Here is a 15036-nt window from a genome sequence, read left to right as displayed (position 1 = left end):
ATGCCCGCCGACACCCGCAAAATGCCCTATGCCCTGCCGCAACCCTATGGCATGCAGCCCGATCTCATCATCCCCGGCGCGCTGGATCTGGACTGTGACGAGGCGCTTTGGGTGCCGCAGTCGCCCGATGTCTCCTTCCGCCCGCTTCTGTTCAACGTGACGGCGGGCTATTACGTCAACCTTCTGCGGGTGCGGCGTTCCGGGGTTCTCTCGCGCCACCGCCACAACGGCGCGGTGCAGGCCTTCGTGCTGCGCGGGCGCTGGCATTATCTGGAACATGACTGGGTGGCCAGCCCCGGCGCCTTCGTCTTCGAACCCCCGGGCGAGACGCATACCCTTGTCGTGCCCGAGGATGTGAGCGAGATGATCACCCTGTTCCACGTCACCGGCGGCTATGTCTATGTCTCGCCCGAGGGGGTGGCCGAGGGCTACGAGGATGTCTTCACCAAGCTGGAACTGACCCGCCGCCACTATCTGGCCAAGGGTCTGGGCGAGGCGGCGGTGCAGGCGCTGATGCGCTAGGCCTCCGGGGCAGAGGCGGAGGTTCTGGGCGCGTTTCGGAATCTTAAGACTTCCAAGGGTAGTCTGTCCGCGACTCATGCTTTCAGGACAGCCCATGTTCCGTACCCTGCCCATCAAGACCCATCTCGTCGTTTCCGGTGTGATTTCCATCATTGCGGTCATCCTGATCGCCTCCGTCGGCCTCTGGGGCATGATCGGTGGTCGGCTCGGCCTGGAAAAACAGGTGCTCGCCACCAAGGCGATCCACCTGCAGATGATGGCCGACATGATGCACGAGGGGATCGAGGCCGATGTGATGCATGCCATCCTCCTCGGCCCCGATGCACTGCCCGAAGACCGCACCGCCCTGGCGCAGCAGACCGCCGACGATATCGCCTCGATCCGCGAATCGATCGCCACGCTGACGCAGATGCCGCTGTCCGACGAGATGCACGCCGATGCGCTGGCCGTCGCCCCCCTGGTCGAGGATTATGCCACGACGGCCGCGGCGCTCAGCACCTTGGCGCTGCGCGATCAGGCGGCGGGTCGCGCGGGCCTGTCGAACTTCATGGTGAAATTCGACACGCTGGAAACCCGGATGGCCAAGCTTGGCAGCGCGATCGAAGGCCTGGGGGAAGAAACCTCGCACAATGCCGAGAAGGTGGATCTGTGGCTGATCTACGCATTGATCGCGGTGTCGGGCATCACCGTCCTCGTCGTGGTGATCAATGCGCGCAAGGTGACGATGAGCATCTCCAAGCCGATCGAACGCCTGCGCGGCGCGCTGCGCGAGGTGGCGCAGGGCGATTTCGGGGTGCGGATCGGCAAGATCACCCGCAATGACGACATCGGGGCGATTGCGCGCGATATCGACCTCGTCTCGGAACGGATCAAGATTGCGCTGGATGAACAGACGGCCCTGCGGGAGCAAAGCGACCGGGTCATCGAACTGCTCAGCGCGGGTCTGCGCAACCTTTCTGCAGGCAACCTCAGCCAGCAGATTGACGAGGTCTTTGCGACTGATTACGAACCCTTGCGGCAGAATTTCAACGACACGGTGGCGCGGCTCAGCGGGCTGATCGCGCAGGTCGTCACGGCCAGCGAAAGCATCCGCGCCCGCTCGACCGAGATCAGCCGCGCCTCCGAAGACCTCGCCGCCCGCACCGAAACCCAGGCTGCGACGCTGGAAGAAACCGCCGCCGCTCTGGAGCAGATGACGGCCAGCGTCAATTCCGCCGCCGCCAGCGCCAAGGAGGTCGAGGCCGTGGTCGTCAAGGCAAGGCTCGACGTCGAGGAAAGCGGCAAGGTGGTGCAGGGCGCCGTCGCCGCGATGAACGAGATTGAAACCTCCTCCGCCCAGATCAGCCAGATCATCGGGGTGATCGACGATATCGCCTTTCAGACCAACCTTCTGGCGCTGAACGCCGGGGTCGAGGCGGCAAGGGCGGGCGATGCCGGGCGCGGCTTTGCGGTCGTCGCCTCCGAGGTGCGGGCGCTGGCGCAGCGATCCTCGCTCGCCGCCAAGGAAATCAAGAGCTTGATCAGCGCCAGTTCCCTGCATGTGCAATCCGGCGTCCATCAGGTCGATGGCGCGGGCAAAGCGCTGGCGGTGGTGGTGAACCAGGTGGCGCAGATCTCGCGGCTGGTCTCCAACATGGCCTCGGGGTCGCTGGAACAGGCCCAGGGCCTGAACGAGATCAACATCGGTGTCGCCCAGCTGGACCAGGTGACCCAGCACAACGCCGCCATGGTCGAACAGTCCGGCGCCGCGACCCAGGCGCTCAGCCAAGACGCCGTGGGGATGAGCACCCTCGTCGGCCAGTTCAGCATCCTCGCCGACAGCGCGCATACGGTCCGCGCCTTGCCAGCCCGCACATCGGGCGGGCGGGGCAAGTCCGGCCTCGCAACCGCCGGAGTCGCGCGGGAGGAATTTGCCGATGAGGGCGCCAACCACGATCTTGCCCTGTCAGCCTGACCCTGGCTTTGCCGGTCGGGCCTCGCGGTGGTCGGCGGGCGTCAGAGGGTCAGAACCATGTCGCGGTGCGGGATGCCGGCATCGTCATAGACCTCACCCACCGGCGCAAAGCCGAGCGCTTCGTAAAAACCCAAGGCATGGGTCTGCGCACCAAGCTTGACCCGGCGCAGCCCCGGCACACCGCGAAAGCGCGCCACGCCCGCGCGGATCAGGGCAGCGCCGATGCCGCGCCCGCGGGCCGCCTGCAGGACGCAGACTCGCCCGATCTTGCCGGTCTCTTCGAGGATCAGCAGGCGGGCCGACCCCAGCGCCTCCTCGCCGTCAAGGGCCACAAGGTGGATCGCCGCGCCATCCTTGTCGTCCAGTTCATCCGCCTCGCTTACGCCCTGCTCCTCGATGAAGACTTTGCGGCGCAGCGCGCGGCAAAGCGCGATGTCGGTGGTTTCGACGATCTGCAAGGTCATGCGAAGTAATCGCGCAGGATGCGGCTGTAGATCGCCTTGAGCTTGACGATCTGCGCCACCTCGACCCGCTCATCGACCTGGTGCATCGTCTTGCCGACGAGGCCAAACTCCACCACCGGGCAGTGATCCTTGACAAAGCGCGCATCCGAGGTGCCGCCCGAGGTCGAGGGTTCGGGCACCAGCCCCGTCTCGGCGGTGACCGCCCCCGCCACCAGCGCCGTGAACGGCCCCGGCGCGGTCAGAAAACTTTCGCCCGAGATCGAGACCCGCAGCCCGATCTTCACCCCGGTTTCCGCCTCGACCGCGCTGGCCTGGTCCTGCAGCCAGGCACTGATGCTGGCCCCGGTATGGGCATCGTTGAAGCGGATGTTGACGGTGGCCGCGCCCTTGGCCGGGATCACATTGGTCGCCGGATTGCCGCAGTCGATGGTGGTGATGACCAGCGTCGAGGCGTCGAAATGCGCCGTGCCGCGGTCGAGGGGCTCGGCCTCCAGCCGGGTCATCAGGCGGACCAGCGCGCTCATCGGGTTCTTGGCGCGGTGCGGATAGGCCGAATGACCCTGGACGCCCTGCGCGGTGAACCAGGCGGTCAAAGACCCGCGCCGCCCGATTTTCATCATGTCGCCTAAGGTGTTGGGGCAGGTCGGCTCCCCCACGAGGCAATGCGACATCTTCTCGCCCCGCTGGCCCATCCAGTCGAGCAGGGCCACGGTGCCATCGACCGAGGGGCCCTCTTCGTCACCGGTGATGGTCAGGATCACCGCGCCATCGGGCGGGGTCTGGCGGACGAAATCCACCGCCGCCGCCGCAAAGGCCGCCACGCCGGATTTCATGTCGGTCGCGCCGCGCCCATAGAGCCAGCCATCGACCACTGCCGCGCCGAAAGGGTCCTGCGTCCAGGCGGCGCGGTCGCCGACCGGCACCACATCGACATGGCCGTTGAAGCCGAAACTGCGGTTGGCGCCGCGGTGCCCCCAGCGCGCGAAGAGATTGGCCACGCCGCCACGGTCGACCCTGTGGCATTCGAACCCGGCGCTGCGCAGAAGGTCGGTCAGCACCGCCATGGTGCCGCCCTCCTCGGGCGTGACGGAGGGGCAGCGGATCAGCGCGGCGGTCAGGGCGACGGGGTCGGTTTCGGCAAAGGGTTCGGACATGGCAGGCTCCTTGGGCAGGCCCAAGACCTACCCGCCGACCGAGCCTGCCGCAACCCGTGCCACGACCCTAGTCGTAGAAGGGCGTCATCTGGGCGACGATGACCGAGTTTTCCTTCAGCGCGCGCTCCATCAGCTCCAGCTCGTCCTCGGCGATCTCGTCGCCATTGGCCTTGCGTTCGTCAAGCGTGCCATAGCCCGAGACATCCAGCGGCGCGAGGTCGGCCTGTTTCAGGATCGCCACGGTCTCGCGCACCGCTTCGGCCTCGTCCACGCCGGAGGCATAGATGACGAGGCCGGCGCCGGTTGCCTTGGCGGGCAGCCCGTCGCCGGTCTTGCGGCCGACTTCGACCAGAAGGGTGAAGACCTGCTGCTTGCGTTTCGGCTTGGCCTCGCCGTCTTCGGGTTCACTGATATCGCTCATTGCAGGCTCCTGCCCGGGGCGCAGCCCATGGGGCGCGCGGAAAGTCGGATCGTTCAGTCGCGCAGCAGCTCGTTGATCGAGGTTTTCGAGCGGGTCTGCGCATCGACACGCTTCACGATCACCGCGCAGTAGAGGTTGATCCCGTTCTTCGACGGCATCGAGCCTGCCACCACGACCGAGCCTGCCGGCACTTCGCCATACATCACGGCGCCGGTTTCGCGGTCGACGATCTTGGTGGACTGGCCGATGAAGACCCCCATGCCGAGGACCGAGCCTTCGCGGATGATGCAGCCTTCGACGACTTCAGAGCGCGCACCGATGAAGCAGTTGTCCTCGATGATCGTGGGACCGGCCTGCATCGGCTCCAGCACGCCGCCGATGCCGACGCCGCCCGAGAGGTGGACGTTCTTGCCGATCTGCGCGCAGGAGCCGACCGTGGCCCAGCCATCGACCATCGTGCCTTCGTCGACGAAAGCCCCGAGGTTGACGAAGGAGGGCATCAGCACGACGTTCTTGGCGATATAGGCCGAACGGCGGACGATCGAGCCGGGCACGGCACGGAAACCGGCGGCGCGCCACTGGTTCTCGCCCCAGCCTTCGAACTTCGACGGCACCTTGTCCCACCAGGTGGCCTGGCCATTGCCGCCGCCGATGACGTCCATGTCATTCAGGCGGAAGGACAAAAGCACCGCCTTCTTGGCCCATTGGTTCACATGCCAGTCATTGCCGCGCTTTTCGGCCACGCGCAGCTTGCCCTTGTCCAAAGCCTCCAGCGTCGCCTCGATCGCGTCGCGGGTCTCGCCCGTGGTGGCGGGAGAGATGCCGTCGCGGGCGTCCCAGGCGGCTTCGATGGCGGTTTCAAGGCTTGCGTAGGACATGGCGCGCTCCTGCGGCAGAAGGGTTTGCGCGGCTATAGACGGATGAGGCGCGCCTTGCAATCAGCTGGTGGGCAGGTCCTCCAGCACCCGGGCCAGGGTGCGCAGCATCACATCGCGAAAGCCGGGGTTGGAGCGGCGGTAATAGGGGATCGCGGCCACCGCCTTGGCAAAGGCCAGCGCCCGGCCGCGCGCCCAGGCCTCGGGCGAGGGCGCAAGGGCGGCCCGGAACACCGCCCGCGCCGGCGGGTCGAACAGGGTCCAGGCGATCATCAGGTCCATCGCAGGATCGCCGAGGCCCAGATCGCCCCAGTCGATCACCCCGGTCAGCTGCCGCCGCAGCGCCAGAAGGTTCAGCGCGTGCAGATCGCCATGCACCCAAAGCTTCGGCCCGTCGTAAGGCGGCAGGCGGCGCAAAGTGGCAAGCGCCTTGACCAGGACCAGCGGGTCGGCCTCGCCCTGGAACTGCCCGATGAACTGGCCAAGGCCTGCCAGCCGCAGGTCAAGCCGGTCCTTGTCGCCGCGCAGCGGGGCGCCTTCCGGTGCGGGCTGGCGCTGCAGGGCCTGCAGGAACCCGGCCAGCGCCCGCGCCGCCGGCTCCTGATCTAGGGGGCCGGCAAAGGCGGCATGGCCGGGCAGCCAGTTCAGCACCGTCCAGCGATAGGGATAGCCGGCACCCGGCAGGCCAAAGCGCAGGGTCAGGGGCACGCTCAGCGGCAAATGGGCCGACAGGCGCGGCAGCCATTGCGCCTGGGTGGAGATCTGCGCCTCGGCATGGGGCAGGCGGGGAAAGCGCGCGACGAACTCGTTGCCGATCCGGTAAAGGACATTGTCGGTGCCGCTTTGCCCGGCGCGGCGCAGCGGGGCCGTCGCAAGCTCCGGCATCTGGGCCGCCAGAAGGGCGCGCGCCAGGGCGGGCGTCACCTCGTGCTGGGTCAAGTGCATCGGCCCGTCGTCTCCTCCCGATCCGCCCGCCCGGTTGGCGGCTTCGGCTTTCACATTCCGGTGGCAGGCTATAGGTATGGGCCTCGTTGAACAACCCGAAGGCTGCCCATGTCCGAAACTCCGCGCCAGCATCCGCTTCGTGATTCCGTTCAGGATGTCGCGGCGACCCATCGCATCCCCGACACGCCGCAGACCCGCTCGCCCTCCTACCGGCTGGCCTTCGCCGATCCGGAGTTTCTGACCCGCGAAGAGCTGCGCCCGGTCCGCCTGCAGCTGGAGCTTCTGAAGGTCCAGATGGTGCTGGAGGAGAAGGGCGTGCGTTCGACCATCGTCCTCTTCGGCGGGGCGCGCATCCCCGCGCCGGAACGGGCGAGCACGGCCAGGGTGCCGGGCCTAGCCGCGCTCTCGCCTTATTACGAAGAGGCGCGCCGCTTTGCCCATGCGGTGACCGAGCGCAGCCTGCAGACCTATGGCCGCGACTGGGTGATCTGCACCGGCGGCGGCCCGGGCGTGATGGAGGCCGGCAACCGCGGCGCGCAGGAGGCGGGCGGCCAGTCGATCGGGCTGAACATCGTGCTGCCGCATGAACAGGCGCCCAACCCCTATGTGACGCCGGAATTTTCCTTCAACTTCCACTATTTCGCGATCCGCAAGATGCATTTCCTGATGCGGGCGGCGGCGATCTGCGTCTTCCCCGGCGGCTTCGGCACCCTGGACGAGATGTTCGAGGCGCTGACCCTGATTCAGACCGGGCGGATGAAGCGGGTGCCCTTCCTCCTGTTCGGCCGTGCCTTCTGGGAAAAGGTGATCAACTGGCAGGCCCTGGCCGAGGCGGGCACGATCAACGCCGCCGATCTCGACCTCTTCACCTTCGTCGAAACGGCGGAGGAGGCGCTGGCCGCCCTGGGCGACCTGCCGCCGGACTGAGGCGCAACAGGGGTTGGTAGGATGGGCAATCTGCCCATCTTCCAGGGCCTTACAGACGAAGCCGCGCGAAAGCCGCGTCCAGCGCGCTCCAGTCGGCGATCCGCAGGCGCACGACCAGGGTCAGAACCTGGGCGCGGAAATGCCGGGGCAGGCGGACCGCGTCCTTTTCCGTGGTGACCAGCTGCGCCCCGCGGGCCATGGCCTCCAGCTCCAGCCGGCGGATCAGCGCCTCGGTCAGGGGCTGGTGATCGTCCAGCGCCACCTGGCGCAGGATTTCGGCCCCTTCGGCGCGCAGGGTCGCAAAGAATTTGCCCGGATTGGCGATGCCGGCAAAGGCGATGACGCGGGCACCCTGCCACTGCATCCCCATCTGCAAAGGCTCGACCATTCCCGTCAGATGCGGCACGCCGAAGCCCTGCCAGCGCGCGGCAAAACTCGCCTGCGCCGCAGCATCGCCGAGCGACAGCACGACATCAGCCCGCTTCATCCCCGCCGCCACCGGCTCGCGCAAGGGGCCGGCGGGCAGGCAGAGCCCGTTGCCAAAGCCCTGCGCCGCATCGACCACGACGATCGACAGATCCTTGGCCAGCGCCGGGTTCTGGAACCCGTCATCCATCAGGAGCACCGTGGCCCCGCTCGCCACGGCAAGCCGCGCCGCGGCGGCGCGGTCGCGGCCGATGAAGGTCGGCGCGAAGGCCGACAGAAGCAGCGGCTCGTCGCCGACCTCCGCCGCCTTGTGCCGCGTCTCGATCACCTGGACCGGGCCTTCCAGACTGCCGCCATAGCCCCGGCTGACCACCGCGACCCTGGCGCCGCGTGCCGTCAGCCGCTCGATCAGGGCGATGGCGGTCGGGGTCTTGCCGGTGCCGCCGACATTGAGGTTGCCAATGCAGATCACCGGCACCGGGGCGCGGTAGGCCGGCGCCTGGGCCACCCGCCGCGCCGTGGCGCTTGCATAAAGCCAGCCGAGTGGGGCCAGCAGCCGCGCGGCCAGGCCGGGGCTTTCGGGCGGGTTCATCCAGAAACCGGGCGGGCGCATCAGGCGGTCCCGTCCAGGATGTTGCGCACCAGATCCATGATCCGCGCCGTGACCTCCGCCCCGTCCGAGGCGATGGCCCAGGCCGCCTGCGCCTGCCGGGCCGCGCGATCGGGCGACAGAAGATCGCCAAGCGCCTGGCCCAGATCCGCCCCCGATCCGACCATCCGCGCCGCCCGCACCGCGCCGAGGCGGCCATAGACCGCACCGAAACGGCCCGAACGCGGGCCGTAAAGAATGGCCGACCCCATCGCCGCCGCCTCCATCGGGTTGCGCAGGCAGCCCGCCCCTTCCAGACTGCCGCCCAGAAAGGTGATCGGCGCCAGCCGGTACCACAGGCCATATTCGGCGCCGCCCTCGACGATATAGACCTCGGTCTCGGTCTCGGGCTCCTCCTCAGACTGGCGGCAGGCGACGCGCCAGCCCTCGGTCTCTTCCATCTGGCGGGCCAGCGCATCGGCGCGGCCGGGGTCCTGCGGGGCGAGGATCAAGAGCAGCCGGTGGGCGAGCTTCAGCGCCTCGCGGTGGGCGGCGATGATGGCGGCCTCTTCGGCCTCGGTCACATCGGCGGCGAGCCAGACCGGCCGCGTCGCCAGACCCTGCGCCAGGGCGGCGCGGTCCGATTCGACATAAGGCAAAGCGGCGCTGGCCTCTTCCATCCGCCCGGTGACCATCAGCCGCTCCGGATCGGCCCCGGCCCGGCGCAGGGCGCGGCCGGCGCTGTCATCGATCGCAAGGACCAGCCGGAATTGCGCGAGGGCGGCGCGGATCAGGCCGGGGTACCAGCCCTCGCGCCCCGGCATCAGATGCGGCGCGCGGGCCTCGACCATGATCATCGGCAGCTTGCGCTGCGCCGCCTCGTGCAAGAGGGCGGGGCGCAGCTCGCCCTCGGCCATCACCGCCATGTCGGGCCGCCAATGGTCCAGAAAACCCTGCACCCGGCGCGGAAAATCCAGGGGGGCCGCGACCACCAGCGCCTCGGGATGCAGCTTGCGGGTGGCCGGGGCCTCGCCCTGTGCTGCGACCAGATCCGCGGGCAGGGTGATCAGGACGCTGACCCCGTCATCCTCGATCAGCTTGCGGGCCAGTTCCGCCATCCCGCCCAGACTGTCCGGCCCCGGCACATGCAGCCAGACGAGACTGCCCGCCGGCCGCGCTGGCGGCACGGCGTCAGGCTCGTCCACCGGGCGCGCGGCGAGGTTGTAAAGGGTCAGACCGATGGAATAGGCCATGGGGCCAGGGATACTCGGGTGAAGCTGCGAGGGCCGTCTTACGCCGTCATCGGCTCGGAGGTCGAGCTTTTCTCGTTCGACTCTTCGCGCAGACGGTGCAGGTTGGCGATGAAATAGCGCATATGGGCATTGTCCACGGTGCGCTGCGCCTCGGCCTTCCAGGCCAGGTAGGCGCTTTCGTAGTCCGGATAGATGCCGACCATGTGGATGGCCGAGACATCGGCAAAGACGTTCTTTTCGGGCGAGACAAGCTCGCCGCCGAAGACCAGGTGAAGACGCTGCGACATGGGGGCCTCTTAAAGTTGGGGGCGACGGGGAAGGCGTCCGGCGCAGGGCTCTGTGCCGTCAGCGCCAGCCGAGAGCGGCTTGGGGCGGCGCTTCAAGACAATCCTGTGCCGATCCACGTTTTTCTGCGATCGCCTGCCGCCTCCTGTCGCAAATTTCAGCCAAAACCGCAAGACGGCCCGCATTGGGGGTCACGCAACGAAACCCTGGCCCGGGGCGACAGGATTCGCGACGTGGGCGCCGATGCCCCCTGTACAGGCGGGGGCTTTGCCTGTAAGGGCTGGCGGTCGGCCCAAGGGTTCCAGGGTGCACGAACGGCAGGGAGGCCGGTGCACTATAGGGAATGAGGTGCCGCCGCATGGTACTTCACGGGGCAAAGCCCCCCTTTATGGAACAGACATGACCAATATCTCCATCGCTGCGCCCCTGGCGCAGGCTTTGGCGTCGAAGGGCTACGAGTCCCTCACGCCGGTTCAGGACGCCATGCTGGCGGAAAATGTCGCCGGGCGCGACCTTCTGGTGTCGGCGCAGACCGGCTCTGGCAAGACCGTGGCCTTCGGCCTCGCCATCGCGCCGGAACTTCTCGCCGGTTCGGACAAGCTCCTTTACGCCGATGTGCCGATGGCCCTGATCATCGCGCCGACCCGCGAACTGGCCCTGCAGGTGGCGCGCGAGTTCGAATGGCTTTACGAAGCCGCTGCCGTCAAGGTCGCCACCTGCGTGGGCGGCATGGACTACCGCACCGAAAAGCGCGTGCTCGACCGTGGCGCCCATGTCGTCGTCGGCACCCCCGGCCGTCTGCGCGACCATATCGAGCGCGGCTCGCTCAAGCTGGAACAGATCAGCGCCGTGGTGCTGGACGAAGCCGACGAAATGCTCGACATGGGCTTTGAGGAGGATCTGAAGTTCATCCTCGGCGCCATGCCGGAGGAACGCCGCACCCTGATGTTTTCGGCCACCGTGCCGAAAGAGATCGAGGCGATGGCGCGCACCTATCAGCAGGACGCCCTGCGCATCGAGGTGAAGTCGGAAACCAAGCAGCACGCCGACATCGAATACCAGGCGATCTCGGTCGCGGTGCGTGACCGCGAACATGCGATCTTCAACCTCTTGCGCTTCCACGAGGCCCAGGCCTCGATCGTCTTCTGCAAGACCCGTGCCAATGTGAACCACCTCTTTGCCCGGATGACCAACCGGGGCCTGTCGGCGGTGGCGCTGTCGGGTGAGCTGTCGCAGTCCGAACGGACCCATGCCCTGCAAGCCCTGCGCGATGGCCGGGCCCACGTCTGCGTGGCCACCGACGTGGCCGCCCGCGGGATCGACCTGCCGGGTCTGGAACTGGTGATCCACGCCGATCTGCCGGGCTCGTCCGAGACCCTGCTGCACCGTTCGGGCCGGACCGGCCGCGCGGGCAAGAAGGGCATTTCGGCGATGATCGTCTCCCCGGCCGAGATCAAGAAGGCCCAGCGTCTGTTGCAGGGCGCCAAGGTCGTGGCCGAATGGGTCAAGCCGCCGTCGGCCGATGACGTGCAGGCCCGCGATGACCAGCGCCTGCTGGATCACCCCGCGCTGGCGCAGGGTCCGGGCGAAGAGGCCGATCTGGCCCAGACCCTGATTTCGACCTATGGCGCCGACAATGTCGCCGCAGCCTTCATCCGCCAATGGCGCGAAGGCCGCACCGCGCCCGAGGTTCTGTCTGCCGACCTGCCGCCGCCCGCGCCCTATGTGCCGCGCGACCGTGCCGAATTCGGCCCCTCGGTCTGGTTCGAACTGCCCGTCGGCCATCAGGACCGGGCCGAGGCGCGCTGGCTCTTGCCCAAGATCTGTGACGCCGGTGGCATCACCAAGGACGGCATTGGCGCGATCCGCGTCCAGACCGACCGGACCTATGTGCAGATCCTCTCGACCCTGGCCAGCCGCTTCAACGCGGTGACCGAGATCGACCGCGACCTGTCGATGACCAAGCTGGATGTCGCCCCCGCCGATCTGGACAAGCCGCGTACCTCCTCGACCGTGCGGCCGGAACGTGCCCCGCGCGCCGCAAAGCCAGAGAGCGAATATGCCACCCGCGCCCCGCGTGTCGCCCGTGACAAGCCCAGCTACGGCGACAAGCCCGCCTATGCCGAAAAGTCCTATTCCGACAAGCCGGCCTATGTCTCTGCCAAGCCCGCCCGCGTGGTGGAAGAGGGTGCGCCCGAAGCTCCGGTCGCCGATCTGACCGAATCCAAGCCGCGCTGGACCGCCGAGGAAAAGGCCAAGCGGGCCGAGGATCGCCCGGCCAAGTCCGGATATCCCAAGGATGGCGCCAAGTCCTATGACAAGGCCCCGCACAAGTCCTACGACAAGCCGGCCTACGACCGTCACGCCTCGGACCGCCCGGCCTATGAGAAGCCGGCCTATGCCAAGTCGGACAAGCCCTATGGCAAGCCCGCTTACGCCAAGCCTGCGGCCCGTGGCACGGATGAGGCGCCGCGCAAGACCTGGACCCCGCTGCCCAATGACGGCGCGCCGCGTGAAGCCCCGCGCACGCCCTATGCCGGCAAATCCGATGGCCCGCGCAAGCCTTACGACAAGTCGGCACCGCGCAAGTCCTATGGCGAGGCCAAGGAAGGCTACAAGCCGCGCTCGGCCGGGTTCAAATCGCAAGGCGGGGCCGAAGGCGGCCCGGCCCGTGCCAGCGGCTATAAGAGCCATGGCGGCGCCGAAGGCGGCAAACCGGCGCGTGCGCCCTATGCCGGCGACAAGCCCCGCGCTTACGAACCGCGTCCGCAGGCCGGTGGCGAAGGCCGCCCGGCAAAGCCCTATGGCGCCAAGTCCTATGGCGACAAGCCGGCGCGTTCGGGTGGCTTCAAGTCGCATGGCGATGCGCCGAAATCCTATGCCAAACCGGCAGCCCCGCGTGACGCCGGCGACACCTCGCGCCGCTTCGTGCCGCCGCGCAAGCCCAAGGAATAAGGCCGGGTTTCAGGCCTGAGTTAAGAAAAGGGCGCGGATCACTCCGCGCCCTTTTTCCATTCCGTGCCGTGGCTTAACCGTTCAGCCGGGCCATCAGATCGGCATGCAGCCCCGGTGCTGCCACCACCACCCCATCGCTGCGCGGGTCCGGCGCGTTGAACTCAATGGCCGCCCCGCGGCGGTCCGTCACCAGGGCCCCGGCGCGTTCCGCGATCAAGGCCCCGGCGGCAATGTCCCATTCCCAGGCCGGGCGCAGCGCCAGCATCGCGTCAAAGGCGCCCTCGGCCACCAGACACAACCGCCAGGCCATCGAGGCGCGGAAATGGCGCTGGACCTCTGGCACCCCGCCCGGCCAGAACTCTGGCGCAAGCAGCGCCTTGCCGGTCAGCACCTGTGCATTCAGGCTGGTCTGGCAGGCATTGGCATGGATCTCCGCCCCGTTCAGCAGGGCAGGGCCACCCGCCGAGGCCGCATAAAGCCGGTCCTGCGCCGGCAGATAGACCACCCCGGCCACGACCGCGCCGCCGCGCACCACGGCGATGGCATGGGAAAAGCTGGTGTCGCCCTGCAGGAAACTGCGGGTGCCGTCGATCGGGTCCAGCACGAACTGCGCCTCGGTCGCGAGGCGATCGGCATTGTCGGGGCTTTCCTCCGACAGCCAGCCATAATGCGGCCGGGCCTGGCGCAGGAAAGCCTCCAGCGCCACGTTCACCTCCAGATCGGCGGCGCTGACCGGGCCGAGACCATCGGGCTTTTCCCAGACCTCGGGCGCGCAGCGCCAATGCCGCAGGGCGATCTCGCCCGCCAGACGGGCGGCGTCGATCAGAAGGTCCAGGTCATGCGCCGGCAAGCATCAGCCCTTCGATCAAAAGGCTGGGCACGCGGGTGGAATGGTGGGGCTTGGCATCATTGGCGGCGGTCATCGACTTCAGCATCTCAAGCAGATTGCCCGCGATGGTGCATTCGTTGACCGGATACTTGATCTCGCCCCCCTCGACCCAGAAGCCCGAGGCGCCGCGCGAATAATCCCCCGTGGTCGGGTTGAGCGTCGCCCCGATCAGCGAGGTGACCAGAAGCCCGGTCCCCATGCCGGCCAGAAGATCGGCGCGGCTGGTGCTGCCCGGGGTGAGGTCGATGTTGGTGGTGGCAGGCGAAGGCGGCGAGCCGGTGCCGCGCGCCGCATTGCCGGTCGATTGCAGCCCGAGCTTGCGCGCCGTCGCCAGATCCAGGGTCCAGCCGGTCAGCACGCCACCCTCGATCAGCGCACGGCGCTGCGTCGGCAACCCCTCGCCATCGAAGGGGCGCGAGCCGGAGATGCGGGCGCGGTGGGGGTCCTCGATCACCGACATGCCCTTGGGCAGGATCTGCTGGCCAAGCTTGTCGTGCAGCCAGGAGGTGCCCCTCACGATGGCCGCGCCATTGATCGCCGAGAGCACATGCCCGATGATCGAAGAGGCGATCCTTTCGTCGAAGAGCACCGGATAGGCGCCCGAGGGCGGCTTGACCGAACCGGCCCGCGCCAGCGCCCGGCTGCCGGCCAAAGCGCCGATCTCTTCGGCCGAGGGCATGTCGGCGGCAAAGATCCGCCCCTCTGCCGCCCAGTCCCGCTCCATCCCGGTGCCCGACCCGGTGAAAGCCACGGCCGAGGCGGAATGCGAGGTCCGACCGTAACCGCCGGAAAAGCCGTTGCTGGCCGCCAGATGCAGGGCGCGCCGCGACCAGGAGGCCGAAGCCTCGACCTGGGCGATGGCGCCCGCGGCCAGGGCTGCGGCCTCGGCCCGGCGGGCGGTGTCCTCCAGCGCCTTGGCGGCGGGTTCTTCGGAGGTGTCGGCCAGCTCCAGCGCGGCGATGTCCCAGCCCTTGGCCAGCTGCTCCGGCGCCGCAAGGCCCACGGTCGCATCCTCGGGCGCCTCGCGGGCCATGGCGACGGCGCGTTCGGCCAACCGCTCCAGCGTGGCGGGCGAGACGTCCGAGGCCGAAACGCAGGCCTGCCGGTGGCCGATCATCACCCGCAGCCCGACCTCGACCCCTTCGGACCTTTCGGCCTGTTCCAGCTTGCCCTGCCTGATGTCGATCGACAGGGACTGGCCCGAGACGGCCATCGCATCGGCGCTGTCGGCCCCGGCTTTCTTCGCGGCAGAGAGCAGGGCTTCGGTCAGGTGGTTCAGGTCATGCGGCATCTTGGGTCCCCTTTGGGGTCAGATATGGGTCAAAGCCCGGGGACAGACAAGCCAGCAGCGGCAGGGCGCCGGCGGCCGCGCCTGCC

Annotated in this window: 14 protein-coding genes; 4 read left to right on the top strand and 10 right to left on the bottom strand. The window is 68.2% G+C overall.

What is annotated here, in order from left to right; translation table 11 throughout:
- Together AC1DZT_RS14155 and AC1DZT_RS14150 are read left to right on the top strand one after the other, a co-directional pair.
- Entirely contained in the window at positions 1–522 is a 522-nt protein-coding gene (locus tag AC1DZT_RS14155) for a 2,4'-dihydroxyacetophenone dioxygenase family protein (RefSeq protein ID WP_478007271.1), read from the top strand.
- 94 nt (positions 523–616) lie between these two features.
- Positions 617–2476, top strand: a complete 1860-nt coding sequence (locus AC1DZT_RS14150; RefSeq protein WP_478007270.1) for a methyl-accepting chemotaxis protein — start codon at positions 617–619, stop codon at positions 2474–2476.
- A gap of 41 nt (positions 2477–2517) precedes the next feature.
- Here the strand turns inward: AC1DZT_RS14150 and AC1DZT_RS14145 are convergent, their stop codons facing one another.
- The 5 genes from AC1DZT_RS14145 to AC1DZT_RS14125 form a co-directional block, all read right to left on the bottom strand.
- A complete protein-coding gene (locus AC1DZT_RS14145; protein ID WP_478007269.1) occupies positions 2518–2940 on the bottom strand; it encodes a GNAT family N-acetyltransferase in 423 nt (140 codons plus the stop codon).
- On the bottom strand, positions 2937–4094 hold the full coding sequence (gene dapE, locus AC1DZT_RS14140) for a succinyl-diaminopimelate desuccinylase (RefSeq protein ID WP_478007268.1): 1158 nt from the start codon (positions 4092–4094) through the stop codon (positions 2937–2939). Before dapE ends, AC1DZT_RS14145 begins: the two co-directional genes overlap by 4 nt.
- Before the next feature lie 67 nt (positions 4095–4161).
- Complete coding sequence (locus AC1DZT_RS14135; protein ID WP_478007267.1) at positions 4162–4515, bottom strand: hypothetical protein; 354 nt, start codon at positions 4513–4515, stop codon at positions 4162–4164.
- A gap of 53 nt (positions 4516–4568) precedes the next feature.
- Positions 4569–5393 (bottom strand): 2,3,4,5-tetrahydropyridine-2,6-dicarboxylate N-succinyltransferase, encoded by an 825-nt coding sequence (gene dapD / locus AC1DZT_RS14130; protein WP_478007266.1) that lies wholly within the window; start codon positions 5391–5393, stop codon positions 4569–4571.
- Between the two features lie 60 nt (positions 5394–5453).
- Positions 5454–6335, bottom strand: coding sequence for an aminoglycoside phosphotransferase family protein (locus AC1DZT_RS14125; protein ID WP_478007265.1), 882 nt, complete (start codon positions 6333–6335; stop codon positions 5454–5456).
- A gap of 108 nt (positions 6336–6443) precedes the next feature.
- On the opposite strand from AC1DZT_RS14125, the gene AC1DZT_RS14120 reads away from it, so the two are divergent.
- The gene (locus AC1DZT_RS14120; protein WP_478007264.1) at positions 6444–7262 is read left to right on the top strand and encodes an LOG family protein; all 819 of its coding nucleotides are present in this window, start codon (positions 6444–6446) and stop codon (positions 7260–7262) included.
- 49 nt (positions 7263–7311) lie between these two features.
- Here the strand turns inward: AC1DZT_RS14120 and lpxK are convergent, their stop codons facing one another.
- Genes lpxK through AC1DZT_RS14105 form a run of 3 tightly spaced genes read right to left on the bottom strand, consistent with a single transcriptional unit; the run spans position 7312 to position 9817 of the window.
- Positions 7312–8301: a tetraacyldisaccharide 4'-kinase gene (lpxK, locus tag AC1DZT_RS14115; RefSeq protein ID WP_478007263.1), complete on the bottom strand. Its 990-nt coding sequence runs from the start codon at positions 8299–8301 to the stop codon at positions 7312–7314.
- On the bottom strand, positions 8301–9530 hold the full coding sequence (locus tag AC1DZT_RS14110) for a 3-deoxy-D-manno-octulosonic acid transferase (RefSeq protein ID WP_478007262.1): 1230 nt from the start codon (positions 9528–9530) through the stop codon (positions 8301–8303). The genes lpxK and AC1DZT_RS14110 overlap by 1 nt, the downstream gene beginning before the upstream one ends.
- Positions 9531–9568: 38 nt before the next feature.
- The gene (locus AC1DZT_RS14105; RefSeq protein ID WP_477999090.1) at positions 9569–9817 is read right to left on the bottom strand and encodes a DUF4170 domain-containing protein; all 249 of its coding nucleotides are present in this window, start codon (positions 9815–9817) and stop codon (positions 9569–9571) included.
- Positions 9818–10214: 397 nt separating this feature from the next.
- Between AC1DZT_RS14105 and AC1DZT_RS14100 the strand changes: the two genes are divergently transcribed.
- Positions 10215–12770, top strand: a complete 2556-nt coding sequence (locus tag AC1DZT_RS14100) for a DEAD/DEAH box helicase (protein ID WP_478007261.1) — start codon at positions 10215–10217, stop codon at positions 12768–12770.
- A gap of 73 nt (positions 12771–12843) precedes the next feature.
- On the opposite strand, the gene AC1DZT_RS14095 is transcribed toward AC1DZT_RS14100, so the two are convergent.
- Both AC1DZT_RS14095 and AC1DZT_RS14090 read right to left on the bottom strand, forming a co-directional pair.
- On the bottom strand, positions 12844–13620 hold the full coding sequence (locus tag AC1DZT_RS14095) for a 3'(2'),5'-bisphosphate nucleotidase CysQ (RefSeq protein ID WP_478007260.1): 777 nt from the start codon (positions 13618–13620) through the stop codon (positions 12844–12846).
- Positions 13607–14950 carry a TldD/PmbA family protein gene (locus tag AC1DZT_RS14090; protein WP_478007259.1) on the bottom strand — a complete coding sequence of 448 codons (1344 nt, stop codon included), beginning with the start codon at positions 14948–14950 and terminating at the stop codon, positions 13607–13609. Before AC1DZT_RS14090 ends, AC1DZT_RS14095 begins: the two co-directional genes overlap by 14 nt.
- Positions 14951–15036: the final 86 nt, after the last annotated feature.

The sequence above is a fragment of the Rhodobacter sp. P1_C2 genome (assembly GCF_056406375.1).
Note: the sequence above shows the minus strand (reverse complement) of the source record. Positions and strands in the feature narration are given on the sequence as shown.